Annotated in this window: 20 protein-coding genes and 3 pseudogenes; 14 read left to right on the forward strand and 9 right to left on the reverse strand. The window is 69.6% G+C overall.

Going from position 1 to position 24361, the window contains the following annotated elements:
- Positions 1-210: 210 nt before the first annotated feature.
- Positions 211-1131, reverse strand: a complete 921-nt coding sequence (locus tag ACIPEK_RS29460; protein ID WP_402002025.1) for an alpha/beta fold hydrolase — start codon at positions 1129-1131, stop codon at positions 211-213.
- Entirely contained in the window at positions 1128-1775 is a 648-nt protein-coding gene (locus tag ACIPEK_RS29465; RefSeq protein WP_383071392.1) for a TetR/AcrR family transcriptional regulator, read from the reverse strand. The genes ACIPEK_RS29460 and ACIPEK_RS29465 overlap by 4 nt, the downstream gene beginning before the upstream one ends.
- 47 nt (positions 1776-1822) lie before the next feature.
- Between ACIPEK_RS29465 and ACIPEK_RS29470 the strand changes: the two genes are divergently transcribed.
- Positions 1823-3253 (forward strand): amidase, encoded by a 1431-nt coding sequence (locus ACIPEK_RS29470; protein ID WP_402002028.1) that lies wholly within the window; start codon positions 1823-1825, stop codon positions 3251-3253.
- Between the two features lie 43 nt (positions 3254-3296).
- Here the strand turns inward: ACIPEK_RS29470 and ACIPEK_RS29475 are convergent.
- A pseudogene (locus ACIPEK_RS29475) lies at positions 3297-3404 on the reverse strand (DUF664 domain-containing protein); the annotation flags it as partial.
- A 131-nt stretch (positions 3405-3535) separates the two neighbouring features.
- Entirely contained in the window at positions 3536-4537 is a 1002-nt protein-coding gene (locus tag ACIPEK_RS29480) for an aldo/keto reductase (protein ID WP_402002031.1), read from the reverse strand.
- Between the two features lie 114 nt (positions 4538-4651).
- Here ACIPEK_RS29480 and ACIPEK_RS29485 point away from each other — a divergent pair, with 114 nt between their 5' ends.
- A complete protein-coding gene (locus ACIPEK_RS29485) occupies positions 4652-5542 on the forward strand; it encodes a LysR family transcriptional regulator (protein ID WP_402002034.1) in 891 nt (296 codons plus the stop codon).
- Positions 5543-5566: 24 nt separating this feature from the next.
- Here the strand turns inward: ACIPEK_RS29485 and ACIPEK_RS29490 are convergent, their stop codons facing one another.
- Positions 5567-5782 carry a hypothetical protein gene (locus ACIPEK_RS29490; protein WP_402002037.1) on the reverse strand — a complete coding sequence of 72 codons (216 nt, stop codon included), beginning with the start codon at positions 5780-5782 and terminating at the stop codon, positions 5567-5569.
- Between the two features lie 30 nt (positions 5783-5812).
- Here ACIPEK_RS29490 and ACIPEK_RS29495 point away from each other — a divergent pair.
- Positions 5813-5980: pseudogene (locus tag ACIPEK_RS29495) on the forward strand (glycosyltransferase); the annotation flags it as partial.
- Positions 5980-6276, forward strand: a pseudogene (locus ACIPEK_RS29500) (acyltransferase); the annotation flags it as partial. The pseudogenes ACIPEK_RS29495 and ACIPEK_RS29500, both read left to right, overlap by 1 nt.
- Positions 6277-6316: 40 nt before the next feature.
- Here the strand turns inward: ACIPEK_RS29500 and ACIPEK_RS29505 are convergent.
- The 3 genes from ACIPEK_RS29505 to ACIPEK_RS29515 form a co-directional block, all read right to left on the reverse strand.
- The gene (locus ACIPEK_RS29505) at positions 6317-7048 is read right to left on the reverse strand and encodes a methyltransferase domain-containing protein (RefSeq protein ID WP_402002039.1); all 732 of its coding nucleotides are present in this window, start codon (positions 7046-7048) and stop codon (positions 6317-6319) included.
- A gap of 312 nt (positions 7049-7360) precedes the next feature.
- Positions 7361-9823 carry an MFS transporter gene (locus tag ACIPEK_RS29510; protein WP_402002042.1) on the reverse strand — a complete coding sequence of 821 codons (2463 nt, stop codon included), beginning with the start codon at positions 9821-9823 and terminating at the stop codon, positions 7361-7363.
- Between the two features lie 188 nt (positions 9824-10011).
- Positions 10012-10455 carry an SRPBCC family protein gene (locus ACIPEK_RS29515; RefSeq protein WP_402002045.1) on the reverse strand — a complete coding sequence of 148 codons (444 nt, stop codon included), beginning with the start codon at positions 10453-10455 and terminating at the stop codon, positions 10012-10014.
- Between the two features lie 415 nt (positions 10456-10870).
- Between ACIPEK_RS29515 and ACIPEK_RS29520 the strand changes: the two genes are divergently transcribed.
- Complete coding sequence (locus ACIPEK_RS29520) at positions 10871-12475, forward strand: alpha/beta hydrolase (RefSeq protein ID WP_402002048.1); 1605 nt, start codon at positions 10871-10873, stop codon at positions 12473-12475.
- Between the two features lie 65 nt (positions 12476-12540).
- Positions 12541-13083 (forward strand): GNAT family N-acetyltransferase, encoded by a 543-nt coding sequence (locus tag ACIPEK_RS29525; RefSeq protein WP_402002051.1) that lies wholly within the window; start codon positions 12541-12543, stop codon positions 13081-13083.
- A gap of 39 nt (positions 13084-13122) precedes the next feature.
- Here the strand turns inward: ACIPEK_RS29525 and ACIPEK_RS29530 are convergent, their stop codons facing one another.
- Positions 13123-13695 carry an adenylosuccinate lyase gene (locus ACIPEK_RS29530; RefSeq protein WP_383071375.1) on the reverse strand — a complete coding sequence of 191 codons (573 nt, stop codon included), beginning with the start codon at positions 13693-13695 and terminating at the stop codon, positions 13123-13125.
- A gap of 340 nt (positions 13696-14035) precedes the next feature.
- Between ACIPEK_RS29530 and ACIPEK_RS29535 the strand changes: the two genes are divergently transcribed.
- From ACIPEK_RS29535 to ACIPEK_RS29570, 8 genes are all read left to right on the forward strand, one after another.
- Complete coding sequence (locus tag ACIPEK_RS29535; protein WP_402002176.1) at positions 14036-15817, forward strand: 3-hydroxyacyl-CoA dehydrogenase family protein; 1782 nt, start codon at positions 14036-14038, stop codon at positions 15815-15817.
- Between the two features lie 293 nt (positions 15818-16110).
- Positions 16111-16926, forward strand: coding sequence for a TetR family transcriptional regulator (locus ACIPEK_RS29540; RefSeq protein ID WP_402002054.1), 816 nt, complete (start codon positions 16111-16113; stop codon positions 16924-16926).
- Positions 16927-17005: 79 nt separating this feature from the next.
- Positions 17006-17803 (forward strand): GNAT family N-acetyltransferase, encoded by a 798-nt coding sequence (locus tag ACIPEK_RS29545; protein ID WP_402002057.1) that lies wholly within the window; start codon positions 17006-17008, stop codon positions 17801-17803.
- A gap of 358 nt (positions 17804-18161) precedes the next feature.
- Positions 18162-19571: a crotonyl-CoA carboxylase/reductase gene (ccrA, locus tag ACIPEK_RS29550; protein WP_402002060.1), complete on the forward strand. Its 1410-nt coding sequence runs from the start codon at positions 18162-18164 to the stop codon at positions 19569-19571.
- Between the two features lies 1 nt (position 19572).
- Entirely contained in the window at positions 19573-21585 is a 2013-nt protein-coding gene (locus tag ACIPEK_RS29555; RefSeq protein WP_402002063.1) for a protein meaA, read from the forward strand.
- 59 nt (positions 21586-21644) lie between these two features.
- Positions 21645-22598 (forward strand): HpcH/HpaI aldolase/citrate lyase family protein, encoded by a 954-nt coding sequence (locus ACIPEK_RS29560; protein ID WP_383071574.1) that lies wholly within the window; start codon positions 21645-21647, stop codon positions 22596-22598.
- Positions 22599-22600: 2 nt separating this feature from the next.
- Positions 22601-23128 (forward strand): MaoC family dehydratase, encoded by a 528-nt coding sequence (locus ACIPEK_RS29565; RefSeq protein ID WP_093894852.1) that lies wholly within the window; start codon positions 22601-22603, stop codon positions 23126-23128.
- Positions 23129-23130: 2 nt separating this feature from the next.
- A complete protein-coding gene (locus ACIPEK_RS29570; RefSeq protein ID WP_402002066.1) occupies positions 23131-24336 on the forward strand; it encodes an acyl-CoA dehydrogenase family protein in 1206 nt (401 codons plus the stop codon).
- Positions 24337-24361 lie beyond the last annotated feature (25 nt).

Here is a 24361-nt window from a genome sequence, read left to right on the forward strand (position 1 = left end):
TCGTGCCGGCCACGCGAGAACGTTCAAGTGCGCTTGAGCAAGTACGCTCCGCGCGGCACCTCCTGGGCCGGCCGCGTCCACCGGCCCGAACGGTCTGCGGACTCGGCTGCCGTGCGATACCGGCCGACGGCGCGATCCACCGCGCGGGCCCCGTCGCCGTGCACGGCCCCCGCAGCGACCCTGACGAGCACACCGGCAGGAGGGGGGTTGTCAGTGCTGCCCGTTGTCTCCTTTCGCGACAGTCGCGCCGCGATACGGGCCGGCCAGTTCCCGAAGGAGCGGGTCGGGGTCGTCGAGGAGGAACAGGTGTCCGCCGTCGCGGACGGTGCGCAGCTCGGCGCCGTCGATCTGCACGTGCGCCCAACGCGTCACCTCGATGGGGACGTTGCCGTCCGCCTCGCCGTGGATGAACACGGTCGGCACCCGGATCGATCCCAGCGACTCGGGCAGCGGGCGGGAGTATCCGGCGAGATCGGCCATGGCCGCGTCCATGCCCTGGCGCCGGGCCTCGGCGGTGTCCAGCTCCGACAGCTCCTGGAACTCCGGTTCCTTCATGATCAGTCGGTCGGCGAGCGGCCAGGCATCGAGGTGCGGCTCACGGCTTTTCATGCGCTTGAAGATCCCCGTTCCGGCGAGCATCGGCCGGGCGATCACCGGGGCCCAGCGCACCAGCCGGTCCAGCCACTTCACGATCGGGATCCGGCGTGCGTACGCCTGTCGGGGTGCTCCGGGGACGGCGGCGCACGCGAGGATCAGCTTCGTCACCCGCTCGGGGTGCGCCTGGGCGGCGGACAGCGCGTATCCGCCGCCGCCCGAGATCGCCACGAGCGGTGCCCGTTCGTGGCCGAGGTGGTCGAGCAGGGCCAGGAAGTCGTCGTTCCAGCGGTGGAAGCCACGGCTGGGCACGGGGTCGGTCTCCCCGTATCCGGGGCGGTCCGGGAAGACCAGACGGACGCCCGCCTCCGTCGCGGACTGCCGCAGCGCCATGCCTTCGAAACGGCTGCCGGGGGTGCCATGGAGCACGATCGCGGGCGGGGCGGCGGGGTCCCCGTACGAGCAGTACGCGACACGGCGCCCGCCGGGGGCCGTCAGACGGACGGTCTCGGGCAGATCCTGCAAGGAGGGGTTCATCTCTGCTCCTCATGCGATACGGGGACGGCGGCAGCGGCGATCCCGCCGATGACGAGGTCGAGGCCGTAGGCGAACCGGCGGTCGTAGTCGTGGTGGTCGGCGAACACCGACATGGCCCGGCGCTCGGGAGGGAGTCGGAGCTGTTCCGGATCGCCGCGGCCGAGGCGGATCGCCACATGGCCGGTGACGAAGTCGTGCAGGGCGCCGTACGCGTACACGGCGGCCTCCTCGTCGAGTCCCGCGGTCTGCAGCGCGGCGACGACCCGGAGTGCGACGTCGTCCGCGCCGGGCCCGACGAGGGAGGCGCGGCGGTGCGCCTCAAGGATGACGGGGTGCCGCATGAGCAGGTCATGGAGCGTGTCCGCGAACAGCCGGACGACGCCGCGCCAGTCGTCCGGCCAGTGCACGGACCGTGTCACCTCGCCGACGATCCGGGATACCAGCGCGTGCTGGAGCGCGTCGATGCCGCCCGTCGTGCGGTGGACCGCCATCGGTGACACATCCAGCCGGTCGGCCACCACGCGGAAGGTCACCGCGTCGAGACCCCGGTCGTCGGCGATCTCGGTCGCCGCGTCCAGGATCGCGTCGAGCGTGACCGCCCGGGGACGGCCGTTCTTCGGGGTGCTTGCCTTCTCGACCACCATGCCGTCACCATATCGATACGCGTAACGAAACAGCAATGGGAGCATCCATGCCGCAGTTGCACGACCTCACGGCTCTCCAACTGGCCACCGCCTACGAGCGCGGAGACACAACTCCCACCGAAGTCGTGGACCATCTGCTCGCCCGGATCGAGGACGGCGACCGCGTGGGTGCGTTCACCACCGTGTCGGCGGACCGGGCCCGCGCCGCCGCGGCCGAGGCCGGACGCACCCTGCGCTCCTCGGACCGCACCGAACTGCCGCGCCTGTTCGGCGTACCCACCGCCGTCAAGGACCTGGAGGCCACCGCGGGCGTACGCACCACGCTGGGTTCTGCGCTGCTGCGCGACTGGATTCCCGACCACAACGACGAGATCGTCGATGTCATGGCCGATGCCGGGCTGATCAGCCTCGGCAAGACCACCGTTCCCGAGTTCGGGGCCGCCTGCTACACCGAGCCCGAGGTGTCCGCCCCCGCGCGCAGTCCGTTCGACCTCACCCGCAGCGCGGCCGGCAGCAGTGGCGGTGCGGCGGCCGCGGTCGGTGCGCTGCTGGTGCCGATCGCCCAGGGCAGTGACACCGCCGGTTCCCTGCGCTCACCCGCGAGCGCCTGCGGTGTGGTCGGGCTGAAACCGAGCCGTGGGCTCGTCACGGCGGGCCCGGACGGCAACGACGGGATGGGGCTCTCCGTACGGGGGCCGCTCGCCCGCACCGTGCGCGACACCGCGGCGTTCCTCGATGCGCTGACCACCCGTACCGGAGTCGGCACCGTGCATCCGCCCCGCGTCGACAGCTACGAGCGCGCCTGCGACGCACCTGTCCCGCGACTCCGGGTGGCGCTCGCGCAGGGCTCGGTCTCGGGGGCGCCCGTGGACGCCGAGGTCGCCGCCGCCGCCGAACTCACCGCCCGTACGCTGGCCGGGCTCGGCCATGCCGTCTTCGCCCGGGACCAGGCGCCGGACCCCGAGTTCACCGAGGGCTTCCGGGTGATGTTCACCGCGCTGGTCGGGGCCAGGACCATGGCGTTCGACGAGGCGGCCCTGCGTCCGATCGTCCGCCATCTCCGGGCCGGCTCGAAGCAGTTCACCTCGGGCGAGCTGGCCGCCTCGATCGGTGTCGTCCAGGCCCGCGCGCGGGCCTGGACGCTCGACTACGCGGACGCCGACATCGTGATCACCCCGACCGTCACGACCCCGCCGACGCTCATCGGCCGGCTCCGCAACGACGCGGATCCGGCGGCGGAGCTGGCCGCGATGACCGCCTTCACGGGCAACACGGTGATCGGGAACGCCACCGGGTTCCCGACCATCAGCCTTCCGCTGGGCTGGAGTTCCCAGGGCCTGCCGCTCGGGGTTTCGCTCACGGCCGGATGGGGCCGCGAGGACCTCCTGCTCGGTGTATCGGCGGCTCTGGAGGAGGCCCTGCCCTGGGCCCACCGCTACGTCGACCGGGTCGAGGCGCGGACATCTGCGGTGGGTTGAGCACGGACGTGGCCGCGCGGGCACGGTACCGGGAGGGAAACCACTCCCCGGTGGCTCCGTCGATGGCCTCCCGGAGCAGGTCCGCGTGGCCGTTGTGCCGCGCGTACTCCTCGATCACATGGGTGAGGATGTAACGCAGCGAGAACACCTCGTCGCCGTAACTCCCGGTGAAGGACAGGTTCTCTTGTCATCCCTGGGGCCATCATGCCAAGCACGACAGCCGTACGCCCCGACCATTCACGGGGCCCGACGGCGCCCCCGGCCACGGGGGCGCCCCACGGCTCAGCGGAGGTCCGGGCCCTTGAGGATGTCCTCGATCCGGGCCAGCTCCTCGTCGGCGAACTCCAGATCACCGACCGCCTCGACGCTGTTCTCCAGCTGGGCTACGCTGCTCGCCCCGACCACGGCGGACGTGATCCGGCCGCCCCGCAGCACCCACGCGAGCGCCATCTGCGCGAGGGACTGCCCGCGCGCGGCAGCCACCTCGTCGAGCGCCCGCAGCCTGTCCACCAGCTCCGGGGTGACCGAATCGGGCGTCAGGAAGGGGCTGTTGCCGGCCGCGCGCGAGCCTTCCGGGATGCCGCGCAGATAGCGGTCGGAGAGGATGCCCTGCTCCAGCGGCGAGTAGGCGATCGATCCGGTGCCCAGCTCGTCGAGCGCCGTCAGCAGGCCGTCCTCGACCCAGCGGTCCAGCATCGAGTAGCGCGGCTGGTGGATGAGGAGCGGGGTGCCCAGCTCCTTGAGGATCCGGGCGGCCTGACGGGTCTGCTCCGGCGAGTAGTTGGAGATGCCGACGTAGAGCGCCTTGCCCTGACGTACCGCCGAGTCGAGCGCGCCCATCGTCTCTTCGAGCGGGGTGTCGGGGTCGGGGCGGTGCGAGTAGAAGATGTCGACATGGTCGAGGCCGAGCCGGGTGAGGCTCTGGTCGAGCGACGAGAGCAGATTCTTCCTGGACCCCCACTCCCCGTACGGGCCGTCCCACATCAGATAGCCCGCCTTGGTCGAGATGACGAGTTCGTCCCGGAGCCGGGAGAAGTCCGTCCTCAGTGCGCGGCCCATCGCGGTCTCGGCGGCGCCGGGCGGCGGTCCGTAGTTGTTGGCGAGGTCGAAGTGGGTGATGCCGAGATCGAATGCCCGGCGCAGGATCTGCCCCTGGGTCTCCGGCGTCCGGTCGCCGCCGAAGTTGTGCCACAGGCCGAGGGAGAGCGCGGGAAGCAGCAGTCCGCTGCGTCCGGTGCGCCGGTAGGGCATGGCTTGGTAGCGGTCGGCGGACGGGAGGTACATGCGGGCTCCACGGAAGAGGGGCGGTTGCGGTGCGCAGGGCCCCAGGTTCGCCGACAACCATCCAGCAGTCCAACAGGAGATTCCGCTTGGATTCAGCGCTTATATTTCTCAATCATGGAGTTGCGTCAGCTGGAGCATTTCGTCGCCGTCGCCGAGGAACAGCACTTCACGCGTGCCGCAGAGCGCCTCGCCGTTTCGCAGTCCGGTCTTTCCGCCTCCGTCCGGGCCCTGGAGCAGGAGCTCAGGACCCCGCTCTTCAGCCGCACCACGCGCAGTGTGCGGCTGACCGAGGCGGGGCGCGCCCTGCTGGTGGAGGCCGAGCGCACGCTGGCGGGGGCGCGAGCGGCGAGGGACGCCGTCGATGCCGTACGGGGACTGCTGCGCGGCACGCTGTCGGTGGGCGTCGAGCAGTGCGTGCCCGGGGTGCATCTTCCGCGTCTGCTGGCGGCCTTTCACCGTAGGCATCCGCTCATGGAGATCCGGCTGCGCCAGGAGGGCACCACGAGTCTGGTGGACGGGGTGGCCGGCGGGCGGCTCGATGCCGCCTTCGCCGCGACCGTCAGTTCCGTCGAGTGGCGAGGCGAGCTCATCCCGCTGGCGCGTGAGCCCATGGTCGTCCTCTGCGCCCCCGGTCACCGGTTCGCGACGGCGGACCGCGTCGCGTGGGGCGAGCTGCCCGGTGAGTCCTTCATCGACTTCCATCCGGACTGGGGTCCGCGGCGGGCGGCGGACGGGGCGTTCGCCGAGGCACGGATGCGGCGCACTGTGGGGCTGGAGGTGAATGACGTACACAGCCTGCTGGAGCTGGTGCACGAGGGACTGGGGGTCGCGCTGGTGCCGCATCACTTCTCCCGTAAGCCCGAGGCCCGGGGACTGGTGGCAGTGGAGCTCGAAGGGCCCCGACAGCCTTACTACGAGAGCGTCGTGGTGCTGCCGGCGGCCCGGGCCATGAGCCCGGGCGCGCGGGAACTGATGGCGCTGCTCCAAAGTGACAGCGGGCTGTGAGGGGAGCGAGTGCGGTGCGAACGCTCATCCGCCCAGCGCCCTCGCGAACGCTCCCGCCTCCTGCGCGACTCCACTGCAGGTGTCGACGGCCTTCGAGGTGTCCTCGTCGGTGCACTCCTGATCGCGAAAGGTGACCCACTGGGAGAGCGCGCCGATTCCCTTGCGCCCGGTGAAGGTGCGCAGGGACGCCGCGTCGGCGGGGGTGAACGTCTCCCCGCCCACGTCGTTGACGCCGATCATCACGGTGATGTGCAGCGCCCGCCAGGCCGCGGTGTCCGACAGGCCCGGGACATCGTCGCGATGACGGACGGCGACACCGTCTTCGAACCCGGCACCGTGCACCGGCTCGTGCAGCCGTTCGGTGACCCGGAGGTCGGCGCGGTGGCCGGAAACGCCAAAGTCGGCAATCGCAACACCGTGATCGGCGCCTGGCAGCACTGCTGCGCTTCCGGCCGGACTTCGGGTGGCTCGCCCGCCATGCCATGGCGGACCGGATCGTGAAGGTCTTCAACGCCCGTGCCGTGACCGTCTATCTGTGGCACGAGGTCGCGCTGATGGTGAGCGTGCCGCTGATCGACCTGATGTGGAATGTGCCGGCCCTCGAACGGGATCTTCCGCTGGACAGCGTGTGGTTCCAGTTCGCCGTCGCCTGGGTGCTGATCGCCGCGGCGGTGGCGCTGTTCGGCTGGGTCGAGGACCTCGCGGCGAAGCGGGGGCCACGGCTGCTGCCATGACCTCCCCGCCCGCCGCTCCCGGTGCCGTCGGCCGACGATGTCAGCCGACGGCGGCGGACGCGGCCAGCACGAACCAGCGTGCGGGCAGGTCGATACGGGTTCCGTCGGGCAGATACTCGGTCTGGGCCAGGACGGTCTCACCGCCGGCCAGCGTGGTCAGTCCGGCCGCCCGCAGCAGCTGAGGCACCTCCTCCTCCGTGGCACTGGCCGGCTTGAGACCGTGATCCAGGACCCGGCGCAGCTTCTCGGGCGGCCCGTCCGGTCCCTGCGCCACCTGCTGGAGCACATCCTTGGAGGCCGGGGTCAGCTCGGCGACGAACGCCCGGCCCCGCTCCCCCACCATCGTCGCAACCGCCGCGGCAACGGCGGGCCTGGCCTCGGCCTCGCTCTGGTGGATCACCGCACGCATATAGACATTCGTGTCGCCGATCCGCTCGTGCAGGGCCGCCACGGCCTCCGCGTCGACGAGGTCGAGCTGGGCGAACTCGGCGACGCGGTCGGGATCCGCGTGGCGTGCGTGCGCGATCGCCGCGTGCGAGAGGTCCACACCGATCGCGCGGGGGAAGCGGGTGGCGAGATAGCGGGTCTGGGTGCCGTTCCCGCAGCCGAGGTCGGCAACGGGCAGCGAGGTGTCGGCGTACGGCAGGAGCAACTCGCTGTGGGGTACGGAGCTGAGGGAGGGGTCGGCGTCCCACATCGCCTCACCGGGCGCGTCCGAGGTGGCGGACCAGAAGCCCTCCCACGCCTCGCGGTAACGCTGTGACACGTCCATATGCACTCCCGGGTCCGCTTTTCCTGAGGCATTTCGCTCAGGTACGGACTACCGCCCCGGGGCGGCCGCGGCAAGACCGCACAGAGCATCCACCGCCCGTGGCGACATCCTTCACCAGGTGTGCGACCGGGGGCCGGGATACGGCTGAGCACCTGTTCGAACCAGACGGGCTTGCCGTGTGCCGTGGTGCTACTGCCCCATTCGCGGGGCCCCGGGGTGGTGCGCCCGGCGCACCCGGCCGCGCACGGTACGACGCCGTTGCGGTGCCGGGCCGGCCGGTGAAGCCATCGGCCGGCCCGTTCCCCGCAACGGTCAGTCCTCGTGGCCCAGTTGGAGGTCGCGTTCGGTCCGTCCGCCACCCGCGACCTGGAGGACGGTGGCCACCGGCGGATACCCGGCCGCGATCACCGTGTACTCACCGGTGGACAGGTCCACGAACCGGAATGCGCCGTCGGGCCCGGTGGTGAGCGTGTCGACCACATTGCCCGCCGCGTCCAGGAGCGTGACCCGGGCGTCCTCGACGGGCCGGCCGCCGCTGGCCCGTACGACGCCGCGCAGCACCGCTCCACCGGCGAGTTCGATGTCCTGCCGGGTCTCCCTGGCCGCCTGCACGCTCACCGGCAGCGCGGCGGGCCGGAAGGCGGGCGCGCTGGCGGCCAGGGTGTACTCGCCGGCCACCAACTCCGTGATCACATAGCCGCCTTCGCGGCCGCTGCGGGTGGACGCGACCACTTCGCCGCGTACATCGGTGAGGGTGACGGCGGCGTCGCGCACCGGGATGCCGTCGGCGGTGACGACGATCCCGGCAAGGCGTCCCGCACCGCCGAGCACCACATCGAGCTCGACGGGCCGTTCGCCCACGGTGACGCTGACGGCCTGCGGCTGGTGGCCGCCGGCCGCGGCGATGAGGACGTAACTGCCGGCGCCGGGCACGCTCAGCGCGTACCGCCCGTCGTCCCCGCTCGCGCCCCGTCCGACCTGCTGTCCCTGGACGTCGATGAGGGTGAGGGCGGCACGCGGGACCTTCGTACCGTCGGGGTGCTGGACGCTGCCGCACACCGGCACACCCGACAGGTACACGGGCGGCGGCGGAGCGGCAGCGGTGGTGCGGGCGGCGGGAATCGGTGCGGACTCGGCGGCGGATTCGGGGCTGTGATGGGACACCAGCGGTTTCTCCTTGAGGAAGAAGGCGAAGAACAGGCCGAGCGCGAGCACCGGCACGAGGTAGAGGAAGATCCGCGGCATCGCGTCGGCATACGCCTGGATGTAACTGTCGCGCAGCGCGGGCTCCATGGCATGGACCAGCTGCGGGGTGATCGACTCCGGGTCGGGGAGGTCTGCGCCGGACGGCAGCCGGACGGCGAGCGCGTCCGCGAGGCGGCCCGCGAAGAGCGTCCCGAAGACGGCGGCGCCGACGCTGCCGCCGATCTGCCGGAAGTAGTTGTTGGCACTGGTGGCGGCGCCGAGGTCGGCGGGCTCCACGGAGTTCTGCACGGCGAGCACCAGTACCGGCATGACCAGGCCGATCCCGGTGCCGAGCACGGCCTGCGCGATGCCGTATTCGAACCGCGGGGTGTCGGTTTCGAGCCGGGAGAGCAGCCACATGCCGGCCACCGAGACGGCGCCGCCGAGAATCGGATAGACGCGGTAGCGGCCCGTGCGGGAGATCAGCTGACCGGAGACGACGGACGCGCCGACGATGCCGCCCATCATCGGGAGCATCAGCAGCCCGGATTCGGTGGCTGTGGCGCCGTCGACCATCTGCAGGAACGTCGGCAGATAGCTGGCGGCGCCGAACAGCGCCACCCCGACGACCGCACCGACGAGCGCGGTGACATTGAAGATCGAGTCACGGAACAGCCGCAGCGGAATGATCGGTTCGGCTGCCCGGTGCTCGACGACGACGAACAGCAGGGCCGTTCCGGCGGCTCCGGCGGCGAGCCCCAGAATGGTGCGCGATCCCCAGGCGTACTCCGTACCGCCCCAGCTGGTCAGCAGCACCAGGCAGGTGGAGGCGGCCGCGAGCAGCAGCGCACCGAGGATGTCGAGGCGGGGCCGGACGGTGGGCCTGGGGAGTTTCAGTACGACGGTGATGACGGCGAGGGTGATCAGGCCGAACGGGACGTTGATGTAGAAGCACCAGCGCCAGGAGGCATGGTCGGTGAAGAAGCCGCCGAGCAACGGGCCCGCGACGGAGGCGAGGCCGAAGGCTGCGCCGATGAGCCCCATGAACCGGCCGCGTTCCCGGGGCGGTACGACATCCGCGATGATCGCCTGGACGCCGATCATGAGCCCGCCGCCACCGACGCCCTGGACTGCACGGAAGGCGATCAGTTCGTCCATGGTGCGGGACCAGCCGGCCAGCGCGGAGCCGATGACGAAGACGACGATGGCGAACTGGAAGACGCCCTTGCGGCCGAAGAGGTCGCCGAGCTTCCCGTAGATCGGCAGGCCGATGGTGGAGGCGAGGAGGTACGCGGTGACGGCCCAGGACATCTTCTCCAGGCCGTGCAGCTCGCCGACGATCTTCGGCAGTGCGGTGGCGACGATCATCTGGTCGAGCGCCGCGAGCAGAAGCGTGAGCATCAGCCCGAGGAAGACCAGCCGGATGTGGCGGGGGGTGGTCTCCGGCATGGCGGAAGGCGCGATGACTGCGGCTTCTTCCGCCTCTTGCGTCTTTTTCGCGGCAGGGGGTGGCGTGGGCGGCGTGTTCGCCGCCTCGGCGGCCCCCGCACCGCTCGGCTCGTCCTCCAACAGAGTGATCCCACCCACCACGTGCCGCTCCCCTCGTCGCATCTGCGCCGCCCATTTCTCGCATTGCGCGATAAGCGAGGGCAAACGCGACGGGGGGGCGCTGACGGCGCACTCGGGGGGCTTAGCCGCCGGTGGGAGCCGCTACGGCGCACAACCGCCGGGCCGAGAAAACCACCCGAACCGGTGAGGCCGGTCAAGAGAGGTTGGAGCTACTTCTCGACCTCGGTGGCAAGGTTCTGCAGCAGTTCGTCGTAGATCCGCCCAAGCCCCTTGGGCGCAAAGGTCTTCTCGAAGAATCCACCGATGCCGCCGGCGCCGTTCCAGACGGTCGACACGACCGCCTTCGACTTGCCCTCACCGGCCGGCGTGACGGTCCAGGTGGTGACCATCGAGGAGTTGCGGTCCTTCTCCACGAGCCGGCCGTCGGTGGGCTCGGTGACCTCCAGCAGACAGTCGCGCACCCGCTTGCTGGTGGCCTGGAGCTTCCAGTGGACGAGGGTGCCCTCGCCGTCACCGCCCTCACGCACCTCGTACTCGCTGAAGTGTCCGGGCAGCACCTTGCCCCGGACCTCCTTGTAGTCGGCCAGCGCGTCGAACACCGTCTCCGCGTCCGCCGCGAAGACTCGCTCCGTCGTTGCCTCGACCTGCGCCATGGCTGTTCCTCCAGCACTCGGTTGTTCGGGGGTGTACTGAGCCAACCACCTCCGGGACGCCGCTCAAAATCCGGGCGGGGACGAAGAGGAGAAAACGATCAAGGGAACAAGTGTTTCATTCCCTGTCCAGTGCTAATCGAGGAGGCGTCCATGCGCTGGGATCGGCCCCTCGCACCGCGGCCCGGCCCGTCGGCTCCCCGTGCGTCAGGAGCAGCGGTCACCGCTCGACGACCTCCAGCCCACCGGGCTGACCCTGCTCCGGCCCGGCGGATCCGACGCGGGCGGGTCTGGCGCATCCGACACGGGCAAACGGGTCAACTCTCAACAGAAGATGTCCTTCCGGGCGCGAATGTGGGGAGCATGCGGCGGAGGCTGCGCCACGCGCAGCCGTCTTTGCCCCACCACGGGAGGCCATATGACGAAACGTCCAGGAATTCTGTTCGCCGTCGGTGCGGCGGTCGCCGGTCTGGTGACCGCCGCTCCGTCCCCGGCAACCGCCGACAACAGTGCGCGGCACACCGCGGCCGAGCCCGTATGGACCGACTGCGGCACCAAGTCGTACCCGAGTATGCAGTGCTCATCGGTCGGTACACCGCTCGATCATGACGATCCGTCGGGTCGGCAGATCGCCCTCGCCCTGTCCCGGATCCCGCACACCGCGAAGACCTTCCAGGGCCCCCTGCTCGTCAACCCCGGCGGCCCCGGGGGCAGCGGCCTCTCGATGGCCGGCTTCGTGGCGTCCTCGCTGCCGAAGTCGGTTGCCGCGCAGTACGACGTGATCGGGTTCGACCCGCGCGGGGTCGGTCAGAGCGAGCCCGCGCTGGACTGTGTACCGAAGTACTTCGATCCGCTGCGCCCCGACTCGGTGCCGGACTCGCCCGCGGTCGAGGAGGCCAACCGCAACCGGGCCCGCTCGTTCGCGCAGGCATGTGGCGAGAAGTACCCGGATCTGCTGCCCTACATGGACACGGTCAGCGCAGCCAAGGACCTCGATGTGATCCGGCAGGCAACCGGTTCCCAGCAGCTCAACTACTTCGGGTACTCGTACGGGACCTACCTCGGCGCGGTGTACGCCAAGCTGTTCCCGGAGCGGGTGCGGCGCCTGGTCCTCGACTCGAACGTCGACCCGGAGGGCGTCTGGTACGACGACAACATCGGCCAGAACTACGCCTTCGACGCCCGCCACAAGGCGTTCGCCGCCTGGGTCGCGAAGCACGACACCACGTACCGGCTCGGCAGCGACCCGGCGAAGGTCGAGGATGTCTGGTACGCGATGCGTGCCGCCGTCAAGGCGCACCCCGCGGGCGGGAAGGTCGGGGCGAGCGAGCTGGAGGACACCTTCCTGCCCGGCGGCTACTACGACGGCTACTGGCCCTATCTGGCCGATGCGTTCGCGGCGTATGTGAACGACCAGGACCAGGACGCGCTCGTGAAGGCGTACCAGAAGTTCGGCGCGGTCGACGCGAAGGCCGACAACGGGTACTCGGTCTACTCGGCCGTGCAGTGCCGCGACACCCAGTGGCCCCGTCAGTGGAACACCTGGCACAACGACAGCTGGAAGGTGCACGACAAGGCACGCTTCTTCACCTGGAACAACACCTGGTACAACGCCCCGTGCATCGACTGGCCGGTGGAGCCGCTGAACCCGGTACGGGTCTCCAACGACAGCCTGCCGCCGGTGCTGCTCTTCCAGGCCACCGAGGACGCGGCCACGCCGTACGACGGCGGAGTCACCCTGCACCGCAAGCTGCGCGACTCCAGCCTGGTGGTCGAGCAGGGCGGCGGCAATCACGGCATCACACTGAGCGGCAACGACTGTCTGGACACCTATCTGGCGGACTATCTCGACAAGGGCACCGTCCCGCGCGGCAAAGACAGCGGGGCCGACGCGGACGCGGTCTGCGCCAAGTCCCCCGACCCGAAGCCGCTGACCGGCAGGGCGGCGGTCGAGTCGGCCCGGGGAACGGGTTCCGGCAGCAGGGGCAGCATCCTGCACGGCCTGCTCGGCTTCCGCGGCTGACGCTCTGCGGACCCGGGCCGGATTCCCGTACGGGCCATCCTGACGCATGCGTCAGGATGGCCCGTATGACGATACGGACCACGCCCGATGTGCTTGTGAGGGACATGACTGTCGACGACTGCGAGGCGGTCGCGAGAGTCCGGGTGCGCGGCTGGCAGGCCGCGTACGCCGGACTGATGCCGCAGTCGCATCTGGACGCCATGGACATCGCCGAGGACGCGGAACGCCGCCGTGGATTCTTCGCCGAGGGCAGCCCGGTCGTGAATGTGGTGGCCGAACGGGCGGGCCTCGGTGTGATCGGCTGGGCCTGCTACGGCCCGTACCGTGAGAACGGCAGCCGGTCGGCGCGGGGCGAGCTGTACGCGATCTATGTGCTGCCCGAGCAGATCGGGACCGGGGCCGGCCGCGCCCTGATGGCGCAGATGCTCACCCGCGCCACCGCGGACGGCTTCCCGGACCTGGCGCTCTGGGTGCTGAAGGAGAATGCCCCGGCCCGCCGCTTCTACGAACGCTCGGGTTTTCGCCTCGACGGCGCCGAGGAGCCCTTCGAGGTGGACGGCGAACTCGTACCCGAGGTGCGGTACGTGCGTGCCCTCGGCACCCCTTGAACACGTCGGCGCCGGACCGGCCGGCAGCGGTCCGCGCTCTCAGGCCCTCCGCAGGCGGCTGAGCGCGTCCCGTGCCGCGCCGCCCAGTCTCGGGTGCGGCAGCGCCGCCTCCAGGAGCGGGCGGGCCTGTTCGTCCCCGAGCTGCCCGAGCCCTTCCACACAGGCGAGCGCCACCCGCCAGTGCGGATCGTCCGGGGCCAGGAGCCGCTCCAGGGTGCTCATCAGCGCCGGTACGGACTCCGGGGCCCGAAGCGCGGTGAGCAGCCGCACCGGGTGCAGGGCGTACGCGGTGCGCAGGTTGTTCGTCGCCAGGGCGGCGGCGGCCCTGGGCGTGCGGGGGTCGCCGAGGCGCACCAGGGCGTGGGCGGCGGAGACGCAGCGCTCCGGGTCTCGGTGGTTGAGCAACAGGACCAGCGCCTCGAAGGCCCGTCGGTCACCGCCGCAGCCGAGCCTGAACGCGGCGATCTCCCGCGCCCAGAGCGGGCGTTCGCCTTCCACGAGCACCCGGGCCAGTTCCTCGTCGTCGTCGGTGGCGAGCAGTCTGCGGTACGCCGCCGACTCCCCCGCCTCGTCCGCAAGCCGGTCCGTCAGCGACCGGAACTCCTCGTCCATGACCGTCAGCGTATCGGCGATGACAGTGAGTGTGAGCCGGACCACAGCAACTCGGGGCTGGCGTGCTCGTTACTCACCGGTTAAGCTCATGTGAGCGGGACACACTCCCCGCCGGCTCCGGTGGCCTGGTGACGCAGCCACCCGGAGTGTCTGTCGGTTCGGCAGCTTTGCGAGACGTGACTCCGGGACAGAGTCCGTCGCCCCTTCCCGGTCCGGGCGCGCCCATCGCGCCTCGGCCTTGAGCACCACGACACGCAATTCCCGCACGCCCTGCGCCAGTTCGCCTCTTCAGCGCGCGCCGTGCTCCTCACAGTCGTCACTCATTCTCTGGAGTCCCATGATGGACACCCCGCTCAGCACCATTGCCGTCGTCGGTCTCGGCACCATGGGCACCGGCATTGCCGAGGTCCTGGCCCGCGCCGGCCACGAGGTCATCGGTATCGACATCAGCGACGCGGCCGCCCGTCAGGCCGTCGCCGCCCTGGAAGCCGCGACCGCCCGCGCCGTGCGGCGCGAGCGGATCACGGAGGAGGAGCGCAGCGACGTCCTCGCCCGGTTCCGTACCTTCGGTGACCTCCAGGCCGCCGCGGAGGCGGAGCTGGTCATCGAGGTCGTGCCCGAGTCGTACGAGATCAAGCAGCAGCTCTTCCGGGAGCTCGACGCGATCGTCTCCCCGACCGCGATCCTGGCGACCGGCACCAACGCCCTGTCGGTCACCCGGCTCGCCGCCGAATCGCTGCACCCCGAGCGCGTGCTCGGTCTGCACTTCTTCAACCCGGCGCCCGCGATGAAGCTGGTCGAGGTGGTCTCCTCGGTGCTGACCGCGCCGCCGGCCGTCGAGGCGGTCACCGCGCTCGCCCGCAGCCTGGGCAAGGAGCCGGTCGCGGTCGGCGACCGGCCGGGCTTCGTCGCCGACGGGCTGCTGTTCGGGTACCTCAACCAGGCCGCCGCGATGTACGAGGCTAACTACGCCTCCCGTGAGGACATCGACGCGGCGATGAAGCTGGGCTGCGGCCTGCCGATGGGCCCGCTCGCCCTCCTCGACCTGATCGGGATCGACACCGCTCGTACCGTCCTGGAGGCGATGTACTGCGCGTCGCACGACCGGCTGCACGCCCCGGCCCCCATCCTCAGGCAGCTCAGCGAGGCGGGGCTGACCGGCCGCAAGTCGGGCCGCGGCTTCTACACGTACACGGAATCCGGCAGCCAGACCGTGGTGCCGGACGCGCTGACCCCGCGGGAGAGCGCGTCGGTGGCCGGCGGACGCGCGGTGCGGTCGGTGGGCGTCGCGGGCTCCGGGACGATGGCTTCGGGGATCGCCGAGGTCTTCGCGAAGGCCGGCTACGACGTGGTGCTCGCCGCCCGCAGCCAGGAGAAGGCGGACACGGCGAAGGGCCGGATCGCCAAGTCCCTGGAGCGTTCCGTCACCAAGGGGCGGCTGACCGCCGAGGCGCGGGACGAGACCCTGGCCCGGATCACCGCAGCCGGTTCACTGGACGCCTTCGCCGATGTCGATCTCGCCGTCGAGGCAGTCGCCGAGGACCTGTCGGTCAAGCAGCAGCTGTTCGGGACGATGGACAAGGTCTGCAAGCCGGGTGCGGTGCTCGCCACCACCACCTCGTCACTGCCGGTCGTGGCGATCGCGCGGGCCACCTCGCGCCCGCAGGACGTCGTCGGGATGCACTTCTTCAACCCGGCGCCCGCGATGAAGCTGGTCGAGGTCGTCCGTACGGTGCTCACCGCCGACGATGTCCACGCCACCGTCCGCGAGGTGTGCGTCAAGGTCCGCAAGCACCCGGTGGACTGCGGGGACCGGGCCGGCTTCATCGTGAACGCGCTGCTGTTCCCGTACCTCAACAACGCGATCAAGATGGTCGAGGAGCACTACGCGAGCCTCGACGACATCGACGCCGCGATGAAGCTGGGCGGCGGCTACCCGATGGGCCCGTTCGAGCTCCTCGACGTCGTCGGACTCGATGTCTCGCTCGCCATCGAGAAGGTGCTGCACAGCGAGTTCCGCGACCCGGGCCTGGCTCCGGCTCCGCTGCTGGAGCATCTGGTGGCCGCCGGCTGCCTCGGTCGCAAGACGGGGCGCGGCTTCCGCGAATATGCCCGGCGCTGAGAGGGTCCGGCAGCGGGCAGCGCGGGTGAAGGAGCGGGGCTGGGGCGCGTGCATCGCAAGGCGGAGGATTGAGGCATGGCGCATGGGGCCTCCCCTGCTCGAGCGAAGCCGGGAGCTCGGGGAACATGGTGATTGACGACAACGCCGCGAGGCGCGCGCCCCGGCCCCGCGACGCCGCGAAGCCCGCTGCCGGACCCTCTGAGCCGGGAGCCGGGTGGGGCGGGCTGCTCGATCCTTCGGGCGGCCCGCCCCCACAGGCGCATTCCCCTGCACCGATGCAGTACGTTCACACCATGTCCCAGCCCGCCAGGTCCCCCCGTGTCTCCGCCGCGCCCGACACCCAGGAGAGTGCCGCAGGCACCCGCGCCGCCGCCCAACGGCTCAAAATGCGCCGCGAACTGGCCGCCGCGGCCATGGAACTCTTCGCCTCGAAGGGGTACGAGGCGACGACGGTCGACGAGATCGCGGGCGCCGCGGGAGTCGCCCGGCGGACCTTCTTCCGGCACTTCCGCTCCAAGGAAGAGGCGATCTTCCCGGACCACGACGACACCCTCGTCAGGGCCGAGGCCGTCCTCAATGCCGCCCCCGCGCACGAGCACCCGCTCGACACCGTCTGCCGCGGCATCAAGGAAGTCATGAAGATGTACGCGGCAAAGCCCGCGGTCTCCGTGGCCCGCTACAAGCTGACCCGTGAGGTCCCCACACTGCGCGAGGCCGAAATCGCCTCGGTGGCCCGCTACGAGCGGCTGTTCACGCGCTATCTGCTGGGCCACTTCGATGAGCGCGACCACCATGTCGGCAATGACGACCCGCTGCTCGCGGAGGTCGCGGCATCCGCCGTCGTCACCGCGCACAACCATGTGCTGCGCCGCTGGCTGCGGGCGGGCGGCGAGGGCGATGTGGAGGCCCAGCTCGACCACGCCTTCTCGATCGTCCGCGACACGTTCGGTACCGGCATCGGCGCGGGCCGGATCGTCGGCACCGAACCGGCGAAGCAGCCGGCCGCTTCGGTGACGTCCCAGGGCGAGGTGCTCGTCACGGTGGCGCGGACGGACGCGCCCCTCGAAGAAGTGATGCGCACGATCCAGCAGGCGCTCAAGAACCGCTGAGCAGGGACGGGCGGGCCGGCCCCGTCCCCGTACCGGAAACCCGGTTGCCGCGCCCGCACCCCGGTGCTGTGGTGTGCGGATGAATCATGATCGCGACACACTTCTGACCCTTTTCGACCGCGAAATGCGCGAGCACGCCCGCCCCGACGGCCCCGGTGTCCGGGTCGAGCGCACCGGTGATGTCGTACGACAGGTCGGCGCGGCCGACGACTGGAACGGTGTCGTGTGGTCGGCCCCGGATCTGGATGCCGGGCGGGCGGACGCGGCGATCGCGGCCCAGGTGGCGCACTACACGGCGCTGGGACACGACGAGTTCGAGTGGAAGCTGTACGCGCACGACCGGCCGGCGGATCTGGCGGAGCGGCTGCTGGCGGCCGGTTTCGAGGCGGAGGAGCCGGAGACCCTGCTGGTCGCCCCGGTGGCGGACCTCTCGACGGCGGTGGAACTGCCCGACGGCGTCCGGCTGCGCACCGTGAGTGACGCGGACGATGTGGAGCTGATGGCCCGCGCCCATGGGCAGGCATTCGGCTCGGACTGGTCGCGACTGCGGCGTCAGGTGCTGGCCAGGCTGACGGAGGAGCCGGACAGCTTCGTCGGCGTCCTCGCCATGGTGGGCGACGAGCCGGTGAGTTCGGCCAGGATGGAGCTGTACCCGGGCACGGGCTTCGCGGGGCTCTGGGGCGGCGGAACGGTCGAGGCGTGGCGCGGGAGGGGCATCTACCGGTCCCTGGTCGCCTTCCGCGCCCGGATCGCGGCGGAGCGCGGCTACGGCTACCTTCAGGTCGACGCCTCCGATCAGAGCAGCCCGATCCTCCAGCGACTCGGATTCCTGGCCCTGAGCACCACGATTCCTTACGTGTACCGGCCCTCGCACTGACCGCTTCCGGCGGGACAGAACCCTCCGAAACACCTCTTGCGTTGCTCATGCGTGCCCGGCGGGTGACAAGTGAGAGAAATTGTTGGCACCGAGTGCCTTGCCAGGTGTCACGGAGTGCCATACGTTGAAGTTGTCCGGGCGGCCGGCGTGCTGAGACCTCACGTACGCCGGCTGTCCCCGCAAGCACTATGCCTGCGCGCCCGGACGCCTGCGTCACAGGCAAATCCTTCTGCTCCACAGAGCAAGCCGAAGCCATACCAGCCGAACCGACGGCAGCACCTCCACACCACACCGCTCCCCTCAGCTTGCAGGGATCCTCAAGCGTTCCCTCAGCGCCCCCATCCGCCGGAGGCACACCGTGAAGGAAATCCTGGACGCGATCCAATCGCAGGACAGCACCGCCGCTGACTTCGCGGCCCTGTCCATCCCTGAGTCGTACCGCGCGGTGACCGTGCACAAGGACGAGACGGAGATGTTCGCCGGGCTCACCACCCGCGACAAGGACCCCCGCAAGTCACTGCATCTCGACGAGGTTCCGGTGCCCGAGCTCGGGCCCGGTGAGGCGCTGGTCGCCGTCATGGCCAGCTCGGTGAATTACAACTCGGTCTGGACCTCGATCTTCGAGCCGATGTCCACCTTCGGCTTCCTGGAGCGCTACGGGAAGCTCAGCGAGCTCACCAAGCGCCACGACCTGCCGTACCACGTCATCGGCTCCGACCTGGCGGGCGTCGTCCTGCGCACCGGCCCCGGCGTCAACGCCTGGCACCCCGGCGACGAGGTCGTCGCGCACTGCCTCTCGGTCGAACTGGAGTCCTCGGACGGCCACAACGACACGATGCTCGACCCCGAGCAGCGGATCTGGGGCTTCGAGACCAACTTCGGCGGCCTCGCCGAGATCGCGCTCGTCAAGTCCAACCAGCTGATGCCGAAGCCGCAGCACCTCAGCTGGGAGGAGGCCGCGGCTCCCGGCCTCGTCAACTCCACCGCGTACCGTCAGCTCGTCTCGCGCAACGGCGCGGGCATGAAGCAGGGCGACAACGTGCTGATCTGGGGCGCCAGCGGCGGACTCGGTTCATACGCCACGCAGTTCGCGCTGGCCGGTGGCGCCAACCCGATCTGCGTCGTCTCCAGCGACCAGAAGGCGGACATCTGCCGGAAGATGGGCGCCGAGGCGATCATCGACCGCAACGCCGAGGGCTACAGGTTCTGGAAGGACGAGCACAATCAGGACCCGCGCGAGTGGAAGCGGTTCGGCAAGCGCATCCGTGAGCTGACCGGCGGCGAGGACGTGGACATCGTCTTCGAGCACCCGGGCCGTGAGACGTTCGGTGCCTCCGTGTACGTGACCCGCAAGGGCGGCACGATCGTCACCTGCGCGTCCACGTCCGGTTACAACCACGAGTACGACAACCGCTACCTGTGGATGTCGCTGAAGAAGATCGTGGGCTCGCACTTCGCCAACTACCGCGAGGCGTGGGAGGCCAACCGGCTGGTGGCCAAGGGCAAGATCCACCCGACGCTGTCGAAGGTCTACTCGCTGGAGGAGACCGGCCAGGCCGCGTACGACGTCCACCGCAACCTCCACCAGGGCAAGGTCGGCGTGCTCGCGCTGGCCCCCCGCGAGGGTCTGGGGGTACGCAACGAGGAGCTGCGCGAGAAGCACATCGACGCCATCAACCTGTTCCGCGACGCGTCAGCGGAGGGGACCGATAAGCACAGCCGCGACGCGTCAGCGGAACGGACCAGCAAGCACAGCAGGAATGTCTGACATGGCGGGCCGCCAGAAGGACCGCCCGTGGCTCATGCGGACGTACGCCGGTCACTCGACCGCCGAGGCGTCCAACGAGCTCTACCGGCGCAACCTCGCCAAGGGCCAGACGGGCCTGTCGGTCGCCTTCGACCTGCCGACGCAGACCGGGTACGACCCCGACCACGTCCTCGCCCGCGGCGAGGTCGGCCGGGTCGGCGTGCCCGTGTCGCACCTCGGTGACATGCGCCGGCTGTTCCAGGACATCCCCCTGGAGCAGATGAACACCTCGATGACGATCAACGCCACCGCGATGTGGCTGCTGGCGCTCTACCAGGTGGTCGCGGAGGAACAGGGCGCCGACGCCACGAAGCTCCAGGGCACGACGCAGAACGACATCGTCAAGGAGTACCTCTCGCGCGGGACGCATGTCTTCCCGCCCGGTCCCTCGCTGCGGCTGACCACCGACATGATCACGTACACGGTCAACCACATCCCGAAGTGGAACCCGATCAACATCTGCAGCTACCACCTGCAGGAGGCGGGGGCCACTCCGGTCCAGGAGATCGCGTACGCCATGTCGACGGCCATCGCGGTCCTGGACGCCGTACGCGATTCCGGTCAGGTGCCCGAGGAGAAGTTCGGCGATGTGGTCGCGCGGATCTCCTTCTTCGTGAACGCGGGCGTCCGCTTCATCGAGGAGATGTGCAAGATGCGTGCCTTCGGCCGCATCTGGGACCAGATCACCCGCGAGCGGTACGGCATCACCGATGCCAAGCAGCGCCGCTTCCGCTACGGCGTCCAGGTCAACTCCCTCGGCCTGACCGAAGCACAGCCGGAGAACAACGTCCAGCGCATCGTCCTGGAGATGCTGGCCGTCACTCTCTCCAAGGACGCCCGCGCCCGGGCCGTCCAGCTGCCGGCCTGGAACGAGGCACTGGGGCTGCCCCGGCCCTGGGACCAGCAGTGGTCGCTCCGTATCCAGCAGGTGCTCGCGCACGAGAGCGATCTGCTGGAGTACGAGGACATCTTCGCCGGATCGCACGTCATCGAGGCCAAGGTGGACGAGCTGGTCACCGAGTCGCTCGCCGAGATCGACCGGATCCAGCAGATGGGCGGCGCCATGGCGGCCGTCGAGTCCGGCTATCTGAAGTCCGAGCTGGTCTCCTCGCACGCCGCCCGCCGGGCCCGGATCGAGGGTGGCCAGGAGAAGATCGTCGGCGTCAACATCTACGGGACGACCGAACCGAACCCGCTCACCGCGGACCTCGACGGGGCGATCATGACGGTCGACCCCGCCAATGAGGCCGGGGTCGTCACAGCCCTCCACGAGTGGCGCGACAACCGCGACGAGGCCCGTGCCACCGACGCGCTGGCCGCGCTGAAGAAAGCCGCCGCGGGCACCGAGAACATGATGGAAGCGACCGTGGAGTGCGCCCGCGCGGGTGTCACCACCGGCGAGTGGTCCTGGGCGCTGCGCGATGTCTTCGGCGAGTTCCGGGCTCCGACGGGCGTCTCGTCGGCTCCGGTCGCGGTCACCGCGGAGGCCGGCACACCGCTCGCGCTGGTCCGCGAGAAGGTCGCCCGCACCGCGGCCGACCTGGGCGCCGGTCGGCTGCGGCTGCTGGTCGGCAAGCCGGGCCTGGACGGGCACTCCAACGGCGCCGAGCAGATCGCCGTACGGGCCCGTGACGCCGGCTTCGAGGTCGTTTACCAGGGGATCAGGCTGACCCCCGAACAGATCGTCTCGGCCGCGCTCGCCGAGGACGTGCACTGCGTCGGTCTGTCGATCCTGTCGGGTTCGCACGCCGAACTCGTCCCCGACGTACTCACCCGGCTGCGCGAGGCGGGCGCCGCCGACATCCCGGTGATCGCGGGCGGGATCATTCCGCCCGCTGACGCCACCGCGCTGATCGAGGCGGGCGTCGCCGCCGTGTTCACCCCGAAGGATTTCGGTATCACGGAGATCATCGGCCGTATCGTCGACGAGATCCGGAAAGCGAACAAGCTCGACCCTCTGGAGGTCCCCGCATGACCCAGCCCGGCCCGTCTCCCGCCACCACCCTTCCAGGGAGCGGCTCCGCCGCGCAGATCGTGAACCGTCTGCGTCCGCGCCGTTCCTGTCTGGCAGTGCCCGGCTCGAACCCCCGGTTCCTGGAGAAGGCCCAGGGCCTCCCTGCCGACCAGGTCTTCCTCGACCTGGAGGACGCCTGCGCGCCGCTGGCCAAGGAGGGCGCCCGGCACCACATCGTCGACGCGCTGAACAACGGCGACTGGACGGGCAAGACCCGGGTCGTGCGTGTCAACGACTGGACGACGCACTGGACGTACCGCGATGTGATCACGGTGGTCGAGGGCGCCGGCCAGAACCTCGACTGCATCATGCTGCCGAAGGTGCAGGACGCCCAGCAGGTCGTCGCCCTCGATCTGCTGCTCACCCAGATCGAGAAGACCATGGGCTTCGAGGTCGGCAGGATCGGCATCGAGGCGCAGATCGAGAACGCCAAGGGCCTGGTGAACATCGACGACATCGCCGCCGCCTCACCCCGCCTGGAGACGCTGATCTTCGGCCCGGCCGACTTCATGGCGTCGATCAACATGAAGACCCTGGTCGTCGGTCAGCAGCCGCCCGGGTACGGCGCGGACGCGTACCACTACATCCTGATGCGCATTCTGATGGCGGCCCGTACGCACGACCTCCAGGCGATCGACGGTCCCTTCCTGCAGATCCGTGACGTGGACGCGTACCGCGAGGTCGCGGGCCGTGCGGCGGCGCTGGGCTTCGACGGCAAGTGGGTGCTGCACCCCGGTCAGGTCGACGCGGCCAACGAGGTGTTCTCGCCGTCGCAGGAGGACTACGACCACGCCGAGCTGATCCTCGACGCGTACGAGTGGTGCACCTCGGAGGAGGGCGGCAAGAAGGGCTCGGCGATGCTCGGCGACGAGATGATCGACGAGGCGAGCCGCAAGATGGCCCTCGTCATCGCGGGCAAGGGCCGCGCGGCCGGTATGCAGCGCACCTCCAAGTTCGAAGCGCCGGAGGCCTGATCATGCAGTTCGGACGCACATTTGAGGAGTTCGAGGTCGGTGCGATCTACAAGCACTGGCCCGGAAAGACGGTCACCGAGTACGACGACCACCTTTTCTGCCTGCTGACCATGAACCATCACCCGCTCCACATGGACAGCAACTACGCGGAGAGGACGACCGACTTCGGGAAGAACGTTGTCGTCGGCAACTACATTTACTCGCTGCTGCTCGGAATGTCCGTTCCGGACGTATCCGGAAAGGCGATCGCCAACCTCGAAGTCGAGTCGCTGAAGCATGTCGCGCCGACCTTCCACGGCGACACGATCTACGGCGAGACGACCGTTCTGGACAAGACTCCGTCAAAGTCCAGGAACGACCGTGGAATCGTTTATGTGGAGACCAGGGGGTACAAGCAGGACGGCACGCTGGTCTGCGTGTTCCGTCGCAAGGTGATGGTCCCCACCGAGACGTACATCAAGGAGCGCGGCGGGGAGCAGCCCGGCCGTCCCGAGCTGAACCAGCCTTCGCAGAAGAACGTGGAGAAGTAGCCATGACGCGACTTGCCCAGACTGCCGGTCTCAACGATGTCCAGCAGGAAATTCTCTCCACGGTCCGGGATTTCGTCGACAAGGAGATCATTCCGGTCGCGACCCAGCTGGAGCACCGTGACGAGTACCCGACCGAGATCGTCGAGGGGCTCAAGGAGCTCGGCCTGTTCGGGCTGATGATTCCCGAGGAGTACGGGGGTCTGGGTGAGTCGCTTCTCACGTACGCGCTGTGCGTGGAGGAAATTGCCCGCGGCTGGATGAGCGTGTCGGGAATCATCAATACGCACTTCATCGTGGCGTACATGCTCAAGCAGCACGGCACACAGGAGCAGCAGGACACGTTCCTCCCGCGGATGGCGCTGGGCGAGGTCCGGGGTGCGTTCTCGATGTCCGAGCCGGCGCTGGGCTCCGATGTCGCGGCGATCACTTCCAAGGGCGTCAAGGACGGCGATGAGTACGTCCTGAACGGCCAGAAGATGTGGCTGACGAACGGTGGCACGTCCTCGCTCGTCGCCGTGCTGTGCCGGAGTGACGAAGGCCACCCCGAGGGGACCGCCCCGCACAAGTCGATGACGACGTTCCTGGTGGAGAAGGAGCCCGGCTTCGGCGAAGTCCGGCCCGGTCTCACCATTCCCGGAAAAATCGACAAAATGGGTTACAAGGGCGTCGATACGACCGAACTCATCATGGACGGGCTACGCATTCCGGCCAATCGAGTGCTGGGTGGCACCACCGGCCGAGGGTTTTACCAAATGATGGACGGCGTCGAGGTCGGCCGGGTAAATGTGGCTGCGCGTGGCTGCGGCGTCGCACAGCGTGCATTCGAGCTGGGCGTTTCCTATGCCCAGCAGCGTCACACCTTCGGAAAGCCGATCGCTCAGCACCAGGCGATCCAGTTCAAGCTGGCCGAAATGGCCACCAAGGTCGAGGCCTCCCATGCGATGATGGTAAATGCAGCGCGCAAAAAGGACTCCGGGGAGCGAAACGACCTGGAGGCAGGGATGGCGAAGTACCTCGCCTCCGAGTACTGCAAGGAAGTCGTCGAGGACGCCTTCCGGATCCACGGCGGTTACGGCTTCTCCAAGGAGTACGAGATCGAGCGCCTCTACCGGGAGGCCCCGATGCTGCTGATCGGCGAAGGTACCGCCGAGATCCAGAAAATGATCATCGGGCGCCGACTCCTCGAGGAGTACCGGTTCCAGGGGTGATTGTCCCTTTCGAGGCGATTTAGTC

It is taken from the genome of Streptomyces sp. NPDC088246 (assembly GCF_044741025.1).
Lineage (GTDB): Bacteria > Actinomycetota > Actinomycetes > Streptomycetales > Streptomycetaceae > Streptomyces.

Excerpts from the sequence above, each read along its gene's own strand:
- ACIPEK_RS29460 (WP_402002025.1), bottom strand. The coding sequence starts at position 1,131 with ATGAACCCCTCCTTGCAGGATCTGCCCGAGACCGTCCGTCTGACGGCC.
- ACIPEK_RS29465 (WP_383071392.1), bottom strand. The coding sequence starts at position 1,775 with ATGGTGGTCGAGAAGGCAAGCACCCCGAAGAACGGCCGTCCCCGGGCG.
- ACIPEK_RS29470 (WP_402002028.1), top strand. The coding sequence starts at position 1,823 with ATGCCGCAGTTGCACGACCTCACGGCTCTCCAACTGGCCACCGCCTAC.
- ACIPEK_RS29480 (WP_402002031.1), bottom strand. The coding sequence starts at position 4,537 with ATGTACCTCCCGTCCGCCGACCGCTACCAAGCCATGCCCTACCGGCGC.
- ACIPEK_RS29485 (WP_402002034.1), top strand. The coding sequence starts at position 4,652 with ATGGAGTTGCGTCAGCTGGAGCATTTCGTCGCCGTCGCCGAGGAACAG.
- ACIPEK_RS29490 (WP_402002037.1), bottom strand. The coding sequence starts at position 5,782 with ATGATCGGCGTCAACGACGTGGGCGGGGAGACGTTCACCCCCGCCGAC.
- ACIPEK_RS29505 (WP_402002039.1), bottom strand. The coding sequence starts at position 7,048 with ATGGACGTGTCACAGCGTTACCGCGAGGCGTGGGAGGGCTTCTGGTCC.
- ACIPEK_RS29515 (WP_402002045.1), bottom strand. The coding sequence starts at position 10,455 with ATGGCGCAGGTCGAGGCAACGACGGAGCGAGTCTTCGCGGCGGACGCG.
- ACIPEK_RS29520 (WP_402002048.1), top strand. The coding sequence starts at position 10,871 with ATGACGAAACGTCCAGGAATTCTGTTCGCCGTCGGTGCGGCGGTCGCC.
- ACIPEK_RS29525 (WP_402002051.1), top strand. The coding sequence starts at position 12,541 with ATGACGATACGGACCACGCCCGATGTGCTTGTGAGGGACATGACTGTC.
- ACIPEK_RS29530 (WP_383071375.1), bottom strand. The coding sequence starts at position 13,695 with ATGGACGAGGAGTTCCGGTCGCTGACGGACCGGCTTGCGGACGAGGCG.
- ACIPEK_RS29535 (WP_402002176.1), top strand. The coding sequence starts at position 14,036 with ATGGACACCCCGCTCAGCACCATTGCCGTCGTCGGTCTCGGCACCATG.
- ACIPEK_RS29540 (WP_402002054.1), top strand. The coding sequence starts at position 16,111 with ATGTCCCAGCCCGCCAGGTCCCCCCGTGTCTCCGCCGCGCCCGACACC.
- ACIPEK_RS29545 (WP_402002057.1), top strand. The coding sequence starts at position 17,006 with ATGAATCATGATCGCGACACACTTCTGACCCTTTTCGACCGCGAAATG.
- ACIPEK_RS29555 (WP_402002063.1), top strand. The coding sequence starts at position 19,573 with ATGGCGGGCCGCCAGAAGGACCGCCCGTGGCTCATGCGGACGTACGCC.
- ACIPEK_RS29565 (WP_093894852.1), top strand. The coding sequence starts at position 22,601 with ATGCAGTTCGGACGCACATTTGAGGAGTTCGAGGTCGGTGCGATCTAC.
- ACIPEK_RS29570 (WP_402002066.1), top strand. The coding sequence starts at position 23,131 with ATGACGCGACTTGCCCAGACTGCCGGTCTCAACGATGTCCAGCAGGAA.